This window comes from Streptomyces sp. NPDC045695 (assembly GCF_056432025.1).
This window is the reverse complement of the sequence record NZ_JBWKJU010000002.1, coordinates 521039-536280: the sequence shown is the minus strand read 5'-3', so window position 1 is coordinate 536280 and position 15242 is coordinate 521039. Positions and strand designations below refer to the sequence as shown.

14 protein-coding genes and 1 tRNA gene are annotated in these 15242 nt (G+C 68.2%); 13 read left to right on the top strand and 2 right to left on the bottom strand.

Annotated elements, in window-relative coordinates:
- Positions 1-71 precede the first annotated feature (71 nt).
- Genes AC07DU_RS05605 through AC07DU_RS05595 form a run of 3 tightly spaced genes read left to right on the top strand, consistent with a single transcriptional unit; the run spans position 72 to position 2015 of the window.
- A complete protein-coding gene (locus AC07DU_RS05605) occupies positions 72-470 on the top strand; it encodes a DUF3291 domain-containing protein (protein ID WP_479109719.1) in 399 nt (132 codons plus the stop codon).
- Positions 467-1582: a UDP-N-acetylmuramate dehydrogenase gene (locus AC07DU_RS05600; RefSeq protein WP_479109717.1), complete on the top strand. Its 1116-nt coding sequence runs from the start codon at positions 467-469 to the stop codon at positions 1580-1582. Before AC07DU_RS05605 ends, AC07DU_RS05600 begins: the two co-directional genes overlap by 4 nt.
- Positions 1583-1598: 16 nt before the next feature.
- Entirely contained in the window at positions 1599-2015 is a 417-nt protein-coding gene (locus tag AC07DU_RS05595) for a hypothetical protein (protein ID WP_360890908.1), read from the top strand.
- Here the strand turns inward: AC07DU_RS05595 and AC07DU_RS05590 are convergent.
- Both AC07DU_RS05590 and AC07DU_RS05585 read right to left on the bottom strand, forming a co-directional pair.
- On the bottom strand, positions 2005-3024 hold the full coding sequence (locus tag AC07DU_RS05590) for an adenosine deaminase (protein WP_360890911.1): 1020 nt from the start codon (positions 3022-3024) through the stop codon (positions 2005-2007). The two genes, AC07DU_RS05595 and AC07DU_RS05590, sit on opposite strands and share 11 nt — an antisense overlap.
- 339 nt (positions 3025-3363) lie before the next feature.
- On the bottom strand, positions 3364-4590 hold the full coding sequence (locus AC07DU_RS05585) for a pyridoxal phosphate-dependent aminotransferase (protein WP_360890914.1): 1227 nt from the start codon (positions 4588-4590) through the stop codon (positions 3364-3366).
- A 215-nt stretch (positions 4591-4805) separates the two neighbouring features.
- Between AC07DU_RS05585 and AC07DU_RS05580 the strand changes: the two genes are divergently transcribed.
- The 10 genes from AC07DU_RS05580 (at position 4806) to rpoB (ending at position 15223) form a co-directional block, all read left to right on the top strand.
- Positions 4806-4878 (top strand) — tRNA-Trp (locus AC07DU_RS05580).
- 106 nt (positions 4879-4984) lie between these two features.
- Positions 4985-5266 carry a preprotein translocase subunit SecE gene (secE, locus tag AC07DU_RS05575; protein ID WP_030825982.1) on the top strand — a complete coding sequence of 94 codons (282 nt, stop codon included), beginning with the start codon at positions 4985-4987 and terminating at the stop codon, positions 5264-5266.
- Between the two features lie 85 nt (positions 5267-5351).
- The gene (gene nusG / locus AC07DU_RS05570; protein ID WP_479026283.1) at positions 5352-6296 is read left to right on the top strand and encodes a transcription termination/antitermination protein NusG; all 945 of its coding nucleotides are present in this window, start codon (positions 5352-5354) and stop codon (positions 6294-6296) included.
- A 164-nt stretch (positions 6297-6460) separates the two neighbouring features.
- A complete protein-coding gene (gene rplK, locus AC07DU_RS05565) occupies positions 6461-6895 on the top strand; it encodes a 50S ribosomal protein L11 (RefSeq protein WP_030710298.1) in 435 nt (144 codons plus the stop codon).
- Between the two features lie 89 nt (positions 6896-6984).
- Positions 6985-7713 (top strand): 50S ribosomal protein L1, encoded by a 729-nt coding sequence (gene rplA, locus AC07DU_RS05560; RefSeq protein ID WP_360890921.1) that lies wholly within the window; start codon positions 6985-6987, stop codon positions 7711-7713.
- A gap of 179 nt (positions 7714-7892) precedes the next feature.
- Positions 7893-8840, top strand: coding sequence for an SCO4651 family lipoprotein (locus AC07DU_RS05555; protein WP_479109714.1), 948 nt, complete (start codon positions 7893-7895; stop codon positions 8838-8840).
- A gap of 67 nt (positions 8841-8907) precedes the next feature.
- A complete protein-coding gene (locus tag AC07DU_RS05550; protein ID WP_479109712.1) occupies positions 8908-9831 on the top strand; it encodes an SCO4651 family lipoprotein in 924 nt (307 codons plus the stop codon).
- A gap of 299 nt (positions 9832-10130) precedes the next feature.
- On the top strand, positions 10131-10661 hold the full coding sequence (gene rplJ / locus AC07DU_RS05545; RefSeq protein ID WP_215144029.1) for a 50S ribosomal protein L10: 531 nt from the start codon (positions 10131-10133) through the stop codon (positions 10659-10661).
- 110 nt (positions 10662-10771) lie between these two features.
- The gene (gene rplL / locus AC07DU_RS05540) at positions 10772-11155 is read left to right on the top strand and encodes a 50S ribosomal protein L7/L12 (protein WP_479026293.1); all 384 of its coding nucleotides are present in this window, start codon (positions 10772-10774) and stop codon (positions 11153-11155) included.
- A 585-nt stretch (positions 11156-11740) separates the two neighbouring features.
- Positions 11741-15223, top strand: a complete 3483-nt coding sequence (gene rpoB / locus AC07DU_RS05535) for a DNA-directed RNA polymerase subunit beta (RefSeq protein ID WP_360890933.1) — start codon at positions 11741-11743, stop codon at positions 15221-15223.
- Positions 15224-15242: the final 19 nt, after the last annotated feature.

Below are 15242 nucleotides of genomic sequence, written 5' to 3'. Positions count from 1 at the left end.
AGGCGCCGCCACCGACGAGACCCCCCTTGAGCGATCCGAGCTGAAGCGATCCGAGCTAAGGAGTGCCCGCCATGCCCGACGTTCCCTGGTCCACCCCCACCCAGCCCGCCCCGGACGCCGAGGTCTACGTCATGGCGTCCCGCTTCGAGACCGCCACCCTCACCGGCGCCGTCAGGTTCTTCCTCAAGGCCCCCGGCATCATCCGCCAGATCCGCAAGGCCCCCGGCGCCCACGGGGTCGCCCTGCGGGCGCGCGTCCCGCGCCGGACCTTCCTCACCCTCTCCGCGTGGGAGGACCGCGACGCGCTCCACCGGTTCGCCCGGAGCGAGCCCCACCGCTCCAGCTCCCGGGCGGCGGCCGCCTACATGAAGGAATCGGCCTTCACCTTCTGGACCGTACGGGCCCGTGACCTGCCCATCGGCTGGGAGGAGGCCGAGCGTCGCCTCGCCGAGCAGGAGCCGAACCAGTGAGCCGCGGTCCGTGGCCCCGCAGGGATGCGAGGGGTACGGACCGTACTCTTGTCCACGTGCAGGAACTCCACGACGCCCCCCTCGCCCCGCTGACCACCTTCCGCCTCGGTGGTCCCGCAGCCCGCCTGGTCACCGCGACCACCGACGCCGAGGTGGTCGCCGCCGTCCGCGCCGCGGACGAGAGCGGCACCCCGCTCCTGGTCATCGGCGGCGGCAGCAACCTGGTCATCGGGGACCAGGGCTTCGACGGCACCGCCCTGCGCATCGCGACCACCGGCTTCGCCCTCGACGGCACCACCCTCGAGCTCGCGGCCGGCGAGAACTGGAGCGACGCCGTCGCCCGCACCGTCGAAGCCGGCCTCGCCGGCATCGAGTGCCTCGCCGGAATCCCCGGCTCCGCCGGTGCGACGCCCATCCAGAACGTGGGGGCGTACGGCCAGGAGGTCTGCGACACCATCACCGAGGTCGTCGCCTACGACCGCACCAGCGGCGAAACGGTCACCCTGAGCGCCGCCGAGTGCGCGTTCACGTACCGGGGCAGCCTCTTCAAGCAGCAGCCCGAGCGGTACGTCGTCCTGCGCGTGCGCTTCGCCCTGGAGGACGCGGGCGGCCTGTCCGCCCCGATCAAGTACCCCGAGACCGCCCGCGCGCTCGGCGTCGAGGCCGGCGACCGCGTCCCGGCCGCCACCGCCCGCGAGACCGTGCTGCGCCTGCGCGCCGGCAAGGGCATGGTCCTCGACCCGGCCGACCACGACACCTGGTCGGCCGGCTCCTTCTTCCACAACCCGATCCTGACCGACGAGGCCTACGCCGCCTTCCTCGCCCGCGTCCAGGACCGCCTCGGCACCGGCACCGCGCCGCCCGCGTACCCCGCCGGCGACGGCCGTACGAAGACCAGCGCGGCCTGGCTGATCGACAAGGCCGGTTTCACCAAGGGCTACGGCACCGGTCCCGCGCGCATCTCCACCAAACACACCCTCGCCCTCACCAACCGCGGCGGGGCCACCACCGAGGACCTCCTCGCCCTCGCCCGCGAGGTCGTCGCGGGCGTCCACGCGGCCTTCGGCGTCACCCTGGTCAACGAACCGGTGACGGTCGGCGTCAGCATCTGAGGAGCCCCGGCCGCCCATGCTCTGTCCCCTGCACGGGGCCGGTACGGACCCCACCCGGCTCGTGGGTCGCACCCTCAGCCGTGTCGTCGCGTCCTGGCACGTCAGCGACGGCGAACGCTCCGAGGCGCCCCTCGACGTCTGGCTGATCGACAGCGTCGGCGACTCCATCCGCATCACCACCGGGTCCGACCAGTGCCTCATCGTCGAATCCGCCGCACCGCACGAGCCGTACGACATGGGGGAGTGGGGCCGCATCGAGGTCGGCGAGGACCTCGGCGATCACCCCTTCCTGCGCCACCTCGGCGAGACCGTCGCCTCGGTCGCCGAGTTCGCGCTGCCCGAGCAGGGCCGCACCCACCTGGAGATCGGCTTCCCGGACGGCGGCCGGGTGCGGGCCGACTGCTACGAGGGGGACCTGCGGCTCACCCGGTGAGCCAGTGGTCGATCCCGGCCAGCAGCTTGGCCTGTACGTCCTCGGGCGCGGCCGAACCGCGCACCGACTGGCGGGCCAGCTCGGCGAGCTCCGCGTCCGTGAACGCGTGGTGGCGGCGGGCGATCTCGTACTGGGCCGCGAGCCGGGACCCGAAGAGCAAGGGGTCGTCGGCGCCGAGGGCCATCGGGACGCCGGCTTCGAAGAGGGTGCGCAGCGGCACGTCCTCGGGCCGCTCGTAGACGCCGAGCGCCACGTTGGAGGCCGGGCAGACCTCGCAGGTGATCTGCCGGTCGGCCAGCCGCTTCAGCAGCCGGGGGTCCTCGGCGGCCCGTACGCCGTGCCCGATGCGGGAGGCGTGGAGATCGTCGAGACAGTCGCGTACGGAGGCGGGGCCGGTGAGTTCCCCGCCGTGCGGGGCGGCGAGGAGGCCGCCCTCGCGGGCGATGGCGAAGGCCCGGTCGAAGTCGCGGGCCATGCCCCGGCGCTCGTCGTTGGACAGGCCGAAGCCGACGATGCCGCGGTCGGCGTAACGGACGGCGAGGCGGGCGAGGGTACGGGCGTCGAGGGGGTGTTTCATGCGGTTGGCCGCGATGAGGACCCGCATCCCGAGGCCGGTCTCGCGGGACGCGCTGTCCACGGCGTCGAGGATGATCTCGACGGCCGGGATCATCCCGCCGAGCAGGGGCGCGTAGGAGGTGGGATCCACCTGGATCTCCAGCCAGCCGCTGCCGTCCCGTACGTCCTCCTCCGCCGCCTCGCGGACCAGGCGGCGGATGTCGTCCGGCTCACGCAGGCAGGAGCGGGCGGCGTCATAGAGCCGCTGGAAGCGGAACCAGCCGCGCTCGTCGGTGGCGCGGAGCTTGGGGGGCTCGCCGGCGGTGAGGGCGTCCGGGAGGCGTACGCCGTACTTGTCGGCGAGCTCCAGGAGGGTCGATGGTCGCATCGAGCCGGTGAAGTGCAGGTGGAGGTGGGCTTTCGGCAGAAGCGTGAGATCGCGTGCGTGCTCCATTCGCTGATCCTGCCGTACCGCTGCGCTGGGCGGGAGGGGGTTTTACCTTTTGGGGGCTTGCCCGAGCCTGTGTACGGGCCGGGGTGGCGGGGAGGGTCCGCTGCGCGGGGCCTTCCCGGGCGCTGCCCGGACCCGCGCCTCAAACGCCGGCGGGGCTGAAAGATCGGGGCTCCGCCCCGGACCCCGCGCCTCGAACGACGGCGGGGCTGAATGATCGGGGCTCCGCCCCGGACCCGCGCCTCGAACGCCGGCGGGGTTGGAGGGGTGCGGCCAGGCTGGATCGAGGGGATACGACTGAGCGGCGGCCCCCCAGGGGGAGCCGCCACTCAGGGCTGGGGGTCAGGCCTTGGCTTCGGCCAGGAGCTTCTGGACGCGGGAGACGCCCTCCACCAGGTCCTCGTCACCCAGGGCGTAGGACAGGCGCAGGTAGCCGGGGGTGCCGAAGGCCTCGCCCGGGACGACCGCGACCTCGACCTCGTCCAGGATCAGGGCGGCGAGCTCGACGGAGGTCTGGGGGCGCTTGCCGCGGATCTCCTTGCCGAGCAGGGCCTTGACCGAGGGGTACACGTAGAACGCGCCCTCGGGGGTCGGGCAGACGACGCCGTCGATCTCGTTCAGCATCCGCACGATCGTCTGGCGGCGGCGGTCGAAGGCGGTGCGCATCTCGTGGACGGCGTCCAGGTTGCCGGAGACGGCGGCCAGCGCCGCGACCTGGGCCACGTTGGAGACGTTGGAGGTGGCGTGCGACTGCAGGTTGGTCGCGGCCTTGACCACGTCGCGGGGGCCGATGATCCAACCCACGCGCCAGCCGGTCATCGCGTACGTCTTGGCGACGCCGTTGACGACGATGCACTTGTCGGCCAGCTCGGGGACGATCGCGGGGAGCGAGACGAACTTCGCGTCGCCGTAGACCAGGTGCTCGTAGATCTCGTCCGTCAGGACCCACAGGCCCTTCTCGGCGGCCCAGCGGCCAATCGCCTCGGCGTCGGCCTCGCTGTAGACCGCGCCCGTGGGGTTGGACGGGGAGACGAAGAGGACGACCTTCGTGCGCGCGGTGCGGGCCGCTTCGAGCTGCTCGACGGAGACGCGGTACCCCGTGGTCTCGTCGGCCACCACCTCGACGGGGACGCCGCCGGCGAGACGGATGGACTCCGGGTAGGTGGTCCAGTACGGGGCCGGGACGATGACCTCGTCACCCGGGTCGAGGATGGCCGCGAAGGCCTCGTAGATCGCCTGCTTGCCGCCGTTGGTGACGAGGACCTGCGAGGCGTCGACCTCGTAGCCGGAGTCGCGCAGCGTCTTGGCGGCGATCGCGGCCTTCAGCTCGGGCAGGCCGCCGGCCGGCGTGTAGCGGTGGTACTTGGGGTTGCGGCAGGCCTCGACCGCGGCCTCGACGATGTAGTCCGGGGTCGGGAAGTCGGGCTCGCCGGCGCCGAAGCCGATCACCGGGCGCCCGGCGGCCTTGAGGGCCTTGGCCTTGGCGTCGACGGCGAGGGTGGCGGACTCGGAAATGGCGCCGATACGGGCGGACACCCGGCGCTCGGAGGAAGGCGTTGCAGAGGTCATGCGGGCAATCGTCCCAGACGGCCAAGAAGCGCCGCACACCGTTTCAGTCAACGGACCGCAGCACGAGCGCAGCATCACCGCAGCATGTCCGGACGGGTTCTGTTCGACGTCAGGGCCCGGTTCACGTACACTCACCTGTCGTTGGACCTCGCCAGCCGCTGCGAAGCGTGAGCACTCCGTGCACTCGCCCGGATGCGGTAGGTTGGGGGACGCAAAGGGTCGTAGCTCAATTGGTAGAGCACTGGTCTCCAAAACCAGCGGTTGGGGGTTCGAGTCCCTCCGGCCCTGCTCCACACTCCCTCTCGGATGTGTGTGCGCAGGTACGTACTTAGATGCAACGCCGTGCGGCGCAACCGGGCGCGGTACGGCCACGACCCGGATTCAGGTGAGAGACGTGACGGACGCCCTGGGCTCCATCGACATGCCTGACGCCGAGGACGAGACGCGCGAGAAGAAGGCCCGCAAGGGCGGCAAGCGCGGCAAGAAGGGTCCTCTGGGCCGGCTCGCGCTTTTCTACCGCCAGATCGTCGCGGAACTCCGCAAGGTTGTCTGGCCCACTCGCAACCAGCTCACGACGTACACCACCGTGGTGATTGTCTTCGTCGTCATCATGATCGGTCTGGTGACCGTGATTGACTATGGGTTCCAGGAAGCCATCAAGTTCGTCTTCGGCTGATCCCCGCGGAGGGCGGCGCCTTGATGGGTGCCGCCCGTTTTCGCATGTTCCACCACCTTTTGTATTCCAGGAAGAAGCAGCCACCGTGTCTGACCCGAACCTGAACGCGAGCCACGACTCCGTCGAGTCCGTCGAGGACGCGCTCGACATCGTCGAGGCGGCGGACGCTGTGGACCCTGACGAGGCCGAGCGCGCCGACGCCAAGGCGGGTGTCCCCGCCGAAGAGGCCGCGCTGCACGTCGAGTCCGCCCCGGGCGAAGACGCGGACGAGGCCGACGCCGAGTTCGAGGACGACGCCGAGGTCGAAGAGGCTGCCGACGACGCAGACGTCGAAGCCGGTGTCGAGGCCGACGCCGAGGCCGAGGCCGACGAGGAGGCCGAAGAGGCCGCCCCGGTCGAGCCCGCCGAGCCCGTCGACCCCATCCAGGCCCTGCGCGAGGAGCTGCGCCTCCTCCCCGGCGAGTGGTACGTGATCCACACCTACGCCGGTTACGAGAAGCGCGTGAAGGCCAACCTGGAGCAGCGCGCCGTCTCGCTGAACGTCGAGGAGTTCATCTACCAGGCCGAGGTGCCCGAGGAAGAGATCGTCCAGATCAAGAACGGCGAGCGCAAGAACGTCCGGCAGAACAAGCTGCCCGGTTACGTTCTCGTCCGCATGGATCTGACGAACGAGTCCTGGGGCGTCGTCCGCAACACGCCTGGTGTCACCGGCTTCGTCGGCAACGCGTACGACCCGTACCCGCTGACCCTGGACGAGATCGTCAAGATGCTCGCCCCGGAGGCGCAGGAGAAGGCCGCCAAGGCCGCCGCGGAAGAGGCCGGCCTGCCCGCGCCGTCCGTCAAGCGGACCATCGAGGTCCTGGACTTCGAGGTCGGCGACTCGGTCACCGTCACCGACGGCCCGTTCGCGACGCTGCAGGCGACGATCAACGAGATCAACCCCGACTCGAAGAAGGTCAAGGGCCTCGTCGAGATCTTCGGCCGCGAGACCCCGGTCGAGCTCAGCTTCGACCAGATCCAGAAGAACTGATCTTCTGGTCCCACGCTTCCGGACAGGTCAGATCGCCCCGATAAGGGCGGTCTGACCTGCTCGGTTTTCAGCCCCGCACCGATACCCGTTATCGTGGTGCGGTATGCCTCCATCCGGATGACCGGTTGGCGGCGAAAAACTCTCACTAGGACCCGGAGAGAGCAATGCCTCCCAAGAAGAAGAAGATCACGGGGCTCATCAAGCTCCAGATCAAGGCCGGTGCGGCCAACCCGGCTCCGCCGGTCGGCCCCGCGCTCGGTCAGCACGGCGTCAACATCATGGAGTTCTGCAAGGCCTACAACGCCGCGACCGAGTCGCAGCGTGGCATGGTCGTGCCGGTGGAGATCACGGTCTACGACGACCGTTCCTTCACCTTCATCACCAAGACTCCGCCGGCCGCGCGCCTCATCCTGAAGCACGCGGGCGTGGAGAAGGGCTCCGGCGAGCCTCACAAGACCAAGGTCGCGAAGCTCACGGCCGCCCAGGTCAAGGAGATCGCCGAGCTGAAGATGCCCGACCTGAACGCCAACGACATCGACGCCGCCGTGAAGATCATCTCTGGCACCGCGCGCTCGATGGGCATCACCGTCGAAGGCTGATCCAGCCACCCTCCAGCACCACCAGTGGTAGGACCAAGCGCTGGTCCGCACCACGACTCCACGCCTGAAGAATCAACACAGGAGCAGAAGTGAAGCGCAGCAAGACTCTCCGCGCTGCGGACGCCAAGGTCGACCGGGAGAAGCAGTACGCCCCGCTCGAGGCCGTCCGTCTCGCCAAGGAGACCACCACGACCAAGTTCGACGCCACCGTCGAGGTCGCCTTCCGTCTGGGTGTCGACCCGCGCAAGGCCGACCAGATGGTCCGCGGCACCGTGAACCTCCCGCACGGCACCGGCAAGACCGCCCGGGTCCTGGTCTTCGCGACCGGTGACCGTGCTGCGGCCGCGGAAGCCGCCGGCGCCGACATCGTCGGCGACGACGAGCTCATCAACGAGATCGCCAAGGGCAACCGCCTCAACGAGTTCGACGCCGTTGTGGCCACCCCGGACCTCATGGGCAAGGTCGGCCGCCTCGGCCGCGTGCTCGGTCCCCGTGGCCTCATGCCGAACCCGAAGACCGGCACCGTCACCATGGACGTCGCGAAGGCTGTCACCGAGATCAAGGGTGGCAAGATCGAGTTCCGCGTCGACAAGCACTCGAACCTGCACTTCATCATCGGCAAGGTCTCCTTCTCCGATGAGCAGCTGGTCGAGAACTACGGCGCGGCCCTGGACGAGATCCTGCGTCTGAAGCCGTCCGCCGCGAAGGGCCGCTACATCAAGAAGGCCGCCCTGAGCACCACGATGGGCCCCGGCATCCAGCTGGACTCCAACCGCACCCGGAACCTCCTCGTCGAGGAAGACCCGGCTGCTGTCTGAGCCTGATGGCTCACTGAGTGGCTGAAACGGGCCCTCGCCACCCTTCACGGGGCGGCGGGGGCCCGTTTTCCGTGTTTCGGGCCACATGTCGCCCGATACGGGGCCGTGCGCCGAGGGTCCGCCGCCGGGGCGACGTAGGGTCCCCTTGACCGAAGTCATTCAAGGGGTGGGGACCTCGTATGTCCGTGTACCGGAAGAAGACCGTCGGCGCCGCACTGGCCGCCGTCCTGCTCGTGGGCGGCGCCACGGCGTGCGACAACGACAAGAAGGACGACTCCGGCAGGGCCGCGGTCGGTGCGTCCGCGCAGCCGGGCAAGCCGGTGGCCGACGGCAGTGCCACCAAGGCGCTCGCGGCGGCGTACAAGAAGACCTCGGCCGCCAAGTCGGCCAAGGTGCGCATAACGATGTCGATGCCCGCCTCCCTTGAGGGCGGCGGCACCGTGGAGATGACGGGCGTCCAGGGGTGGGACCCCACCGTCATGGACATCACCATGAAGGGCGGCCCCGGCGCCGCCCGCGGCGTCGACTCGGTGCGCATGATCATGAAGAACGACGTGATGTTCATGGAGATGCCGGCCGACTCGCCGATGTCCGGGGGCATGGACGGCAAGCGCTGGATGAAGCTCGACATGAACGCCGCCGCCGCGGCCTCGCCGGACGCCGAGGCGCTGAAGAAGCTCGGCGGCCTGGGCGGCGTGGAACAGAGCCAGGACCCGGCCAAGCAGCTCGCGCTGCTCCTCAGCTCGCCGAACGTGAAGCACCTCGGGGCCGAGAAGGTCGAGGGCGCGGACGCCGAGCACTACAAGGGCACCCTGAGCTTCGAGGAGATGCTCGCCGCCGACCAGTCCTCCAAGGCGCTGACCGAGGACGACCGCAAGAAGTTGGTCGACGCCACGAAGACGGCCGGCATCAAGGGCTACGACATGGACGTCTGGGTCAACAAGGACGGCTACCCGGTCCACATGAAGGTCGGCATGAACATGCCCCAGGGGACGATGAACGTCGACGCCTTCTACTCGGACTACGGCTCCGGGGCCACCGTGCAGACCCCGCCGGAGAACGAGACCCTCGACCTCTTCGGCATGCTCAAGGAACTGGGCGCGGCCGGAGCCGGCGCCGGGGCCTGACCCGCCCGCGGCGCGCCGTAGCGGTCGCCGCAGCAGTAGAGAGATCCATTTCATGGGGGAGAACCAGATGAACAAGGCTGTCCGCAGCCGGGCCGGTATCGCGATGGCGGGGGCCGCACTGCTCGCGGGCGGTCTCACCGCCTGCGGCGACGGCAAGGCCGCCTCGGCGGACGCCGCGGCCGGCGGGGGCAAGGGGGCCGGCAAGGCGCACTCGTCCGTCGAGGCGGTGAAGGCGTCCTACCTGAAGACGGTGGCGGCCAAGTTCGCCAAGGCGGAGCTGTCCACCGTCGGGAGCGACGGCAAGACGAGCGGCCAGGTGGGCACGAAGGGCTGGTACCCGTCCAGCCACGACGTGACGCTGAAGGGCGACAAGGGCGACACCCGCTCGATCATGATCGGCGACATCATCTACACGCACCTGGACGCGCCCCTCGAAGGCAAGTCCTGGATGCGGATGAACCTGGCGCGGGACGGCAAGCCGGGGGTCCGGCTGAACGAGGATCCGGCCGAGTACCTCGCGATGCTGCTGGGCCAGGAGAAGCTCACGCACGTCGGGGCCGAGAAGACCGACGGCGTCGACGCCCAGCACTACAAGGGCAGCTTCAGCAACGAGGACCTGCTCAAGGCGGACGAGTCGACCAAGGTCATGGAGGAGAAGAACCGCCAGTACCTCCACGAGTCCGTCAAGCACGTCAAGACCTTCGAGGTTGACCTGTGGATCGGCAAGGACGGCTACCCCGTGCGCGTCGACTCCGTCAGCACGGACGGGAAGGGCACGACGAAGACCACGGCGAAGTTCTCCGACTTCGGCGTGGCCGCCCCGGTCCAGGCCCCGCCGGCCGATCAGGTCGTCGACCTGAGCGCGAGCCTCGCGGAGACCGACCGCAAGCTGAAGGAGACCGACCAGAAGCTGGAGGAGGCCGGGGAAACGCTGAAGGAGGCCGACAAGACGCTGCGGGACGCCGGACTGGGGGGACTCGACGGCTCCTGAGGCGGCCCCCAAGGTGCCTCAGGCAGCCCGCGGGAAGGTCCGCTCCTGAGGCGATTTGCCTCGGCTGGACCCCTTCACGTAGTCTTCCCCAGAAGCCAAAGACCGCTGGTCGTTGCCGTGCCTGCAAGGGTGCGGTGGCCGAAGGATCCGCTGAGCGCGGACGTCCTGCGCAGGTGTTCGTGGAAAAGCTCCCGGAGTAGTTCGGTCGAGCTTACGCCCCGTGCGCATGCGCCGGGGCGTTTCGTATGTTCCAGCCCCTTCTGAGCGGTCCTCATCACCCGGAAGGAGGCCGACGCTCTATGGCAAGGCCCGACAAGGCTGCCGCGGTAGCCGAGCTCACGGACCAGTTCCAGAGCTCGAACGCCGCCGTGCTGACCGAGTACCGGGGTCTCACCGTCGCGCAGCTCAAGACGCTGCGTCGTTCGCTCGGTGAGAACGCCCAGTACGCCGTGGTGAAGAACACGCTGACCAAGATTGCGGCCAACCAGGCCGGGATCACCGCGCTGGACGAGCACTTCGCTGGTCCGACCGCGGTCGCCTTCATCACCGGTGACCCGGTGGAGTCGGCGAAGAGCCTGCGTGACTTCGCCAAGGAGAACCCGAACCTCATCATCAAGGCGGGTGTCCTTGATGGTAAGGCGCTCACCGCCGATGAGATCAAGAAGCTTGCGGACCTCGAGTCCCGCGAGGTTCTGCTCAGCAAGCTGGCCGGCGCGTTCAAGGGCAAGCAGTCTCAGGCTGCCTCGCTCTTCCAGGCGCTGCCGTCGAAGTTCGTCCGCACCGCGGAAGCGCTTCGCGTCAAGCTCGCCGAGCAGGGCGGTGCCGAGTAATTCGGCTCGCGCACTGATCCACGCCGCCTAGTGCGTGGGTCGTAGCGGGCCGTTACGCCCGCCTCTATATACATCCGGCACCTGCCGAATTAGTGGAAGGATCGCCCATCATGGCGAAGCTCTCTCAGGACGACCTCCTCGCCCAGTTCGAGGAGATGACCCTCATCGAGCTCTCTGAGTTCGTGAAGGCCTTCGAGGAGAAGTTCGACGTCACCGCCGCCGCGGCCGTCGCCGTTGCCGCTCCGGGTGCCCCGGGCGCCCCGGTCGAGGCCGCCGAGGAGCAGGACGAGTTCGACGTCGTCCTCACCGCCGCCGGTGACAAGAAGATCCAGGTCATCAAGGTCGTGCGCGAGCTGACCTCCCTGGGCCTCAAGGAGGCCAAGGACCTCGTCGACGGTGCGCCGAAGCCCGTCCTCGAGAAGGTCGCCAAGGAGGCCGCTGACAAGGCCGCCGAGGCCCTCAAGGGCGCCGGCGCCTCGGTCGAGGTCAAGTAACACCTCTGGGGCCTCTCTGAGGCTCCAACCAAGGGCGATCACCCGTAAGGGTGGTCGCCCTTTGGCGTACCCGCAGTGCCTGACTTGCCCTGGTCTCGTTGGGGAGTAGGGTGATCTTCGTTGTCCCGACGCCGGGTCCGAAGATGATCCGCTCGGAGCACGAGGCCTTGACGAACGGGACGCGGCGCGCAATTCTCAGTCCCGTCGACAGCTCGATCCACCTCGATCCGAGATCCGAGGCATGGAACGACTACGAAGAGGGCAGTACTGATACGCGCTCTGTGTGCGAGCGCCGCAGCGTTGGACGCAGTGTTGGTCGAACACCGTGTGGGTTGAACGAGTGGGGAAGGCCTGTTGCCGGTTTCCGGAAACCTGGTCTGGACATCAGTGAGCCGAGTGGCTACACTGACCCTTTGCGCTGCCTGTTAGCTGTCCCCTGCCCGTCGCCAGGGACATGCCCACGCTTGAGCACACTTGATTGAACCGCCCTGACCTGGCTTTTCACCAGATTTGGGGGGCCCGTCTTCTGTGTCTGCTGGGACCGGTACGCGCGTAGTGAGTCCGAGCCCTCGGAAGGACCCCCTCTTGGCCGCCTCGCGCAACGCCTCGACCAATACGAACAACGGTGCCAGCACCGCCCCGCTGCGCATCTCCTTTGCAAAGATCAAGGAGCCCCTCGAGGTTCCGAACCTCCTGGCGCTGCAGACCGAGAGCTTTGACTGGCTGCTCGGCAACGCAGCCTGGAAGGCTCGCGTCGAGTCGGCGCTTGAGAGTGGACAGGACGTCCCCACCAAGTCCGGTCTGGAAGAGATCTTCGAAGAGATCTCGCCGATCGAGGACTTCTCCGGGTCGATGTCGCTGACCTTCCGCGACCACCGTTTCGAGCCGGCGAAGAACTCCGTCGACGAGTGCAAGGAGCGCGACTTCACGTACGCGGCTCCGCTGTTCGTCACGGCCGAGTTCACGAACAACGAGACCGGAGAGATCAAGTCTCAGACGGTCTTCATGGGCGATTTCCCGCTCATGACCAACAAGGGCACCTTCGTCATCAACGGCACCGAGCGTGTCGTCGTGTCGCAGCTTGTCCGCTCCCCCGGTGTCTACTTCGACTCCTCCATCGACAAGACGTCCGACAAGGACATCTTCTCCGCCAAGATCATCCCGTCCCGGGGTGCCTGGCTGGAGATGGAGATCGACAAGCGCGACATGGTCGGTGTACGCATCGACCGCAAGCGCAAGCAGTCCGTCACCGTCCTCCTGAAGGCTCTCGGCTGGACCACCGAGCAGATCCTCGAGGAGTTCGGCGAGTACGAGTCCATGCGCGCCACCCTGGAGAAGGACCACACCCAGGGCCAGGACGACGCGCTGCTCGACATCTACCGCAAGCTGCGCCCGGGCGAGCCGCCGACCCGTGAGGCCGCTCAGACGCTGCTCGAGAACCTCTACTTCAACCCCAAGCGCTACGACCTCGCCAAGGTCGGCCGCTACAAGGTGAACAAGAAGCTCGGCGCCGACGAGCCGCTCGACGCCGGTGTGCTCACCACGGACGACGTCATCGCGACGATCAAGTACCTGGTCAAGCTGCACGCGGGCGAGACCGAGACGACCGGCGAGTCCGGCCGTTCGATCGTGGTCGAGACCGATGACATCGACCACTTCGGCAACCGTCGTCTGCGCAACGTCGGCGAGCTCATCCAGAACCAGGTCCGCACGGGTCTGGCTCGTATGGAGCGCGTCGTGCGTGAGCGCATGACCACCCAGGACGTCGAGGCGATCACGCCGCAGACCCTGATCAACATCCGGCCGGTCGTCGCCTCCATCAAGGAGTTCTTCGGCACCAGCCAGCTGTCGCAGTTCATGGACCAGAACAACCCGCTGTCGGGTCTGACGCACAAGCGTCGTCTCTCGGCGCTGGGTCCCGGTGGTCTGTCCCGTGAGCGGGCCGGCTTCGAGGTCCGTGACGTCCACCCGTCGCACTACGGCCGCATGTGCCCGATCGAGACCCCTGAAGGCCCGAACATCGGTCTGATCGGCTCGCTCGCCTCCTACGGCCGCGTCAACGCGTTCGGTTTCGTCGAGACCCCGTACCGCAAGGTCATCGACGGTGTCGTCACCGACGAGGTCGACTACCTGACGGCCGACGAGGAAGACCGCTTCGTCATCGCCCAGGCCAACGCCGGCCTGTCCGAGGACATGCGCTTCACCGAGAACCGCGTCCTGGTCCGCCGTCGTGGCGGCGAGATCGACTACATCGCCGGCGACGACGTCGACTACATGGACGTCTCCCCGCGCCAGATGGTGTCCGTCGCGACCGCGATGATCCCCTTCCTGGAGCACGACGACGCCAACCGTGCCCTCATGGGCGCGAACATGATGCGCCAGGCCGTTCCGCTCATCAAGGCGGAGGCGCCGCTCGTCGGCACCGGCATGGAGTACCGCTGTGCGGTCGACGCCGGTGACTCGATCCGCGCGGAGAAGGACGGTGTGGTCCAGGAGGTCTCGGCCGACTACATCACCGTCGCCAACGACGACGGCACGTACACCACGTACCGCGTCGCCAAGTTCTCCCGCTCGAACCAGGGCACCTCGGTCAACCAGAAGGTCATCGTCAACGAGGGTGACCGGATCATCGAGTCCCAGGTCCTCGCCGACGGTCCCGCGACCGAAGAGGGCGAAATGGCCCTCGGCAAGAACCTGCTCGTCGCGTTCATGCCGTGGGAAGGTCACAACTACGAGGACGCGATCATCCTGTCGCAGCGCCTCGTGCAGGACGACGTCCTCTCCTCGATCCACATCGAGGAGCACGAGGTCGACGCCCGTGACACCAAGCTCGGCCCCGAGGAGATCACCCGGGACATCCCGAACGTCTCCGAGGAGGTCCTCGCGGACCTCGACGAGCGCGGCATCATCCGCATCGGTGCGGACGTCGTCGCCGGCGACATCCTGGTCGGCAAGGTCACGCCCAAGGGTGAGACCGAGCTGACCCCGGAGGAGCGCCTGCTCCGCGCGATCTTCGGTGAGAAGGCCCGCGAGGTGCGTGACACCTCGCTCAAGGTCCCTCACGGTGAGATCGGCAAGGTCATCGGTGTCCGCGTCTTCGACCGCGAAGAGGGCGACGAGCTTCCCCCGGGCGTGAACCAGCTGGTCCGCGTCTACGTCGCCCAGAAGCGCAAGATCACCGACGGTGACAAGCTCGCCGGCCGCCACGGCAACAAGGGCGTCATTTCCAAGATCCTTCCGATCGAGGACATGCCCTTCCTTGAGGACGGCACGCCGGTCGACATCATCCTGAACCCGCTGGGTGTCCCGTCCCGAATGAACCCGGGACAGGTCCTGGAGATCCACCTCGGCTGGCTCGCCAGCCGTGGCTGGGACGTCTCCGGCCTCGGCGAGGAATGGGCCGAGCGGCTGAAGGTCATCGGCGCCGACAAGGTCGCGCCGGGTACCAACGTCGCCACCCCGGTGTTCGACGGTGCGCGTGAGGACGAGCTCGCGGGCCTGTTCGAGCACACCATCCCGAACCGCGACGGCGACCGCCTGGTCCTGCCGTCCGGCAAGGCGCGTCTGTTCGACGGCCGCTCCGGCGAGCCGTTCCCGGACCCGATCTCGATCGGGTACATGTACATCCTCAAGCTCCACCACCTGGTCGACGACAAGCTCCACGCTCGGTCGACCGGTCCGTACTCGATGATCACGCAGCAGCCGCTGGGTGGTAAGGCGCAGTTCGGTGGCCAGCGCTTCGGTGAGATGGAGGTGTGGGCGCTTGAGGCTTATGGCGCCGCTTACGCCCTCCAGGAGCTGCTGACCATCAAGTCCGACGACGTCACCGGCCGCGTGAAGGTCTACGAGGCCATCGTCAAGGGCGAGAACATCCCCGAGCCGGGCATTCCCGAGTCCTTCAAGGTGCTCATCAAGGAAATGCAGTCGCTCTGCCTCAACGTGGAGGTGCTGTCCTCGGACGGCATGTCCATCGAGATGCGCGACACCGACGAGGACGTCTTCCGCGCGGCGGAGGAGCTCGGTATCGACCTGTCCCGGCGTGAGCCGAGCAGCGTCGAAGAGGTCTGACGGGCCTGACGGGGGGCTC

Bases quoted from the DNA above. Each gene is read 5' to 3' on its own strand.
- AC07DU_RS05590 (WP_360890911.1), bottom strand. From the start codon at position 3,024: ATGGAGCACGCACGCGATCTCACGCTTCTGCCGAAAGCCCACCTCCAC.
- AC07DU_RS05595 (WP_360890908.1), top strand. From the start codon at position 1,599: ATGCTCTGTCCCCTGCACGGGGCCGGTACGGACCCCACCCGGCTCGTG.
- AC07DU_RS05605 (WP_479109719.1), top strand. From the start codon at position 72: ATGCCCGACGTTCCCTGGTCCACCCCCACCCAGCCCGCCCCGGACGCC.
- rplJ (WP_215144029.1), top strand. From the start codon at position 10,131: ATGGCAAGGCCCGACAAGGCTGCCGCGGTAGCCGAGCTCACGGACCAG.
- AC07DU_RS05585 (WP_360890914.1), bottom strand. From the start codon at position 4,590: ATGACCTCTGCAACGCCTTCCTCCGAGCGCCGGGTGTCCGCCCGTATC.
- AC07DU_RS05555 (WP_479109714.1), top strand. From the start codon at position 7,893: ATGTCCGTGTACCGGAAGAAGACCGTCGGCGCCGCACTGGCCGCCGTC.
- rplL (WP_479026293.1), top strand. From the start codon at position 10,772: ATGGCGAAGCTCTCTCAGGACGACCTCCTCGCCCAGTTCGAGGAGATG.
- AC07DU_RS05550 (WP_479109712.1), top strand. From the start codon at position 8,908: ATGAACAAGGCTGTCCGCAGCCGGGCCGGTATCGCGATGGCGGGGGCC.
- rplK (WP_030710298.1), top strand. From the start codon at position 6,461: ATGCCTCCCAAGAAGAAGAAGATCACGGGGCTCATCAAGCTCCAGATC.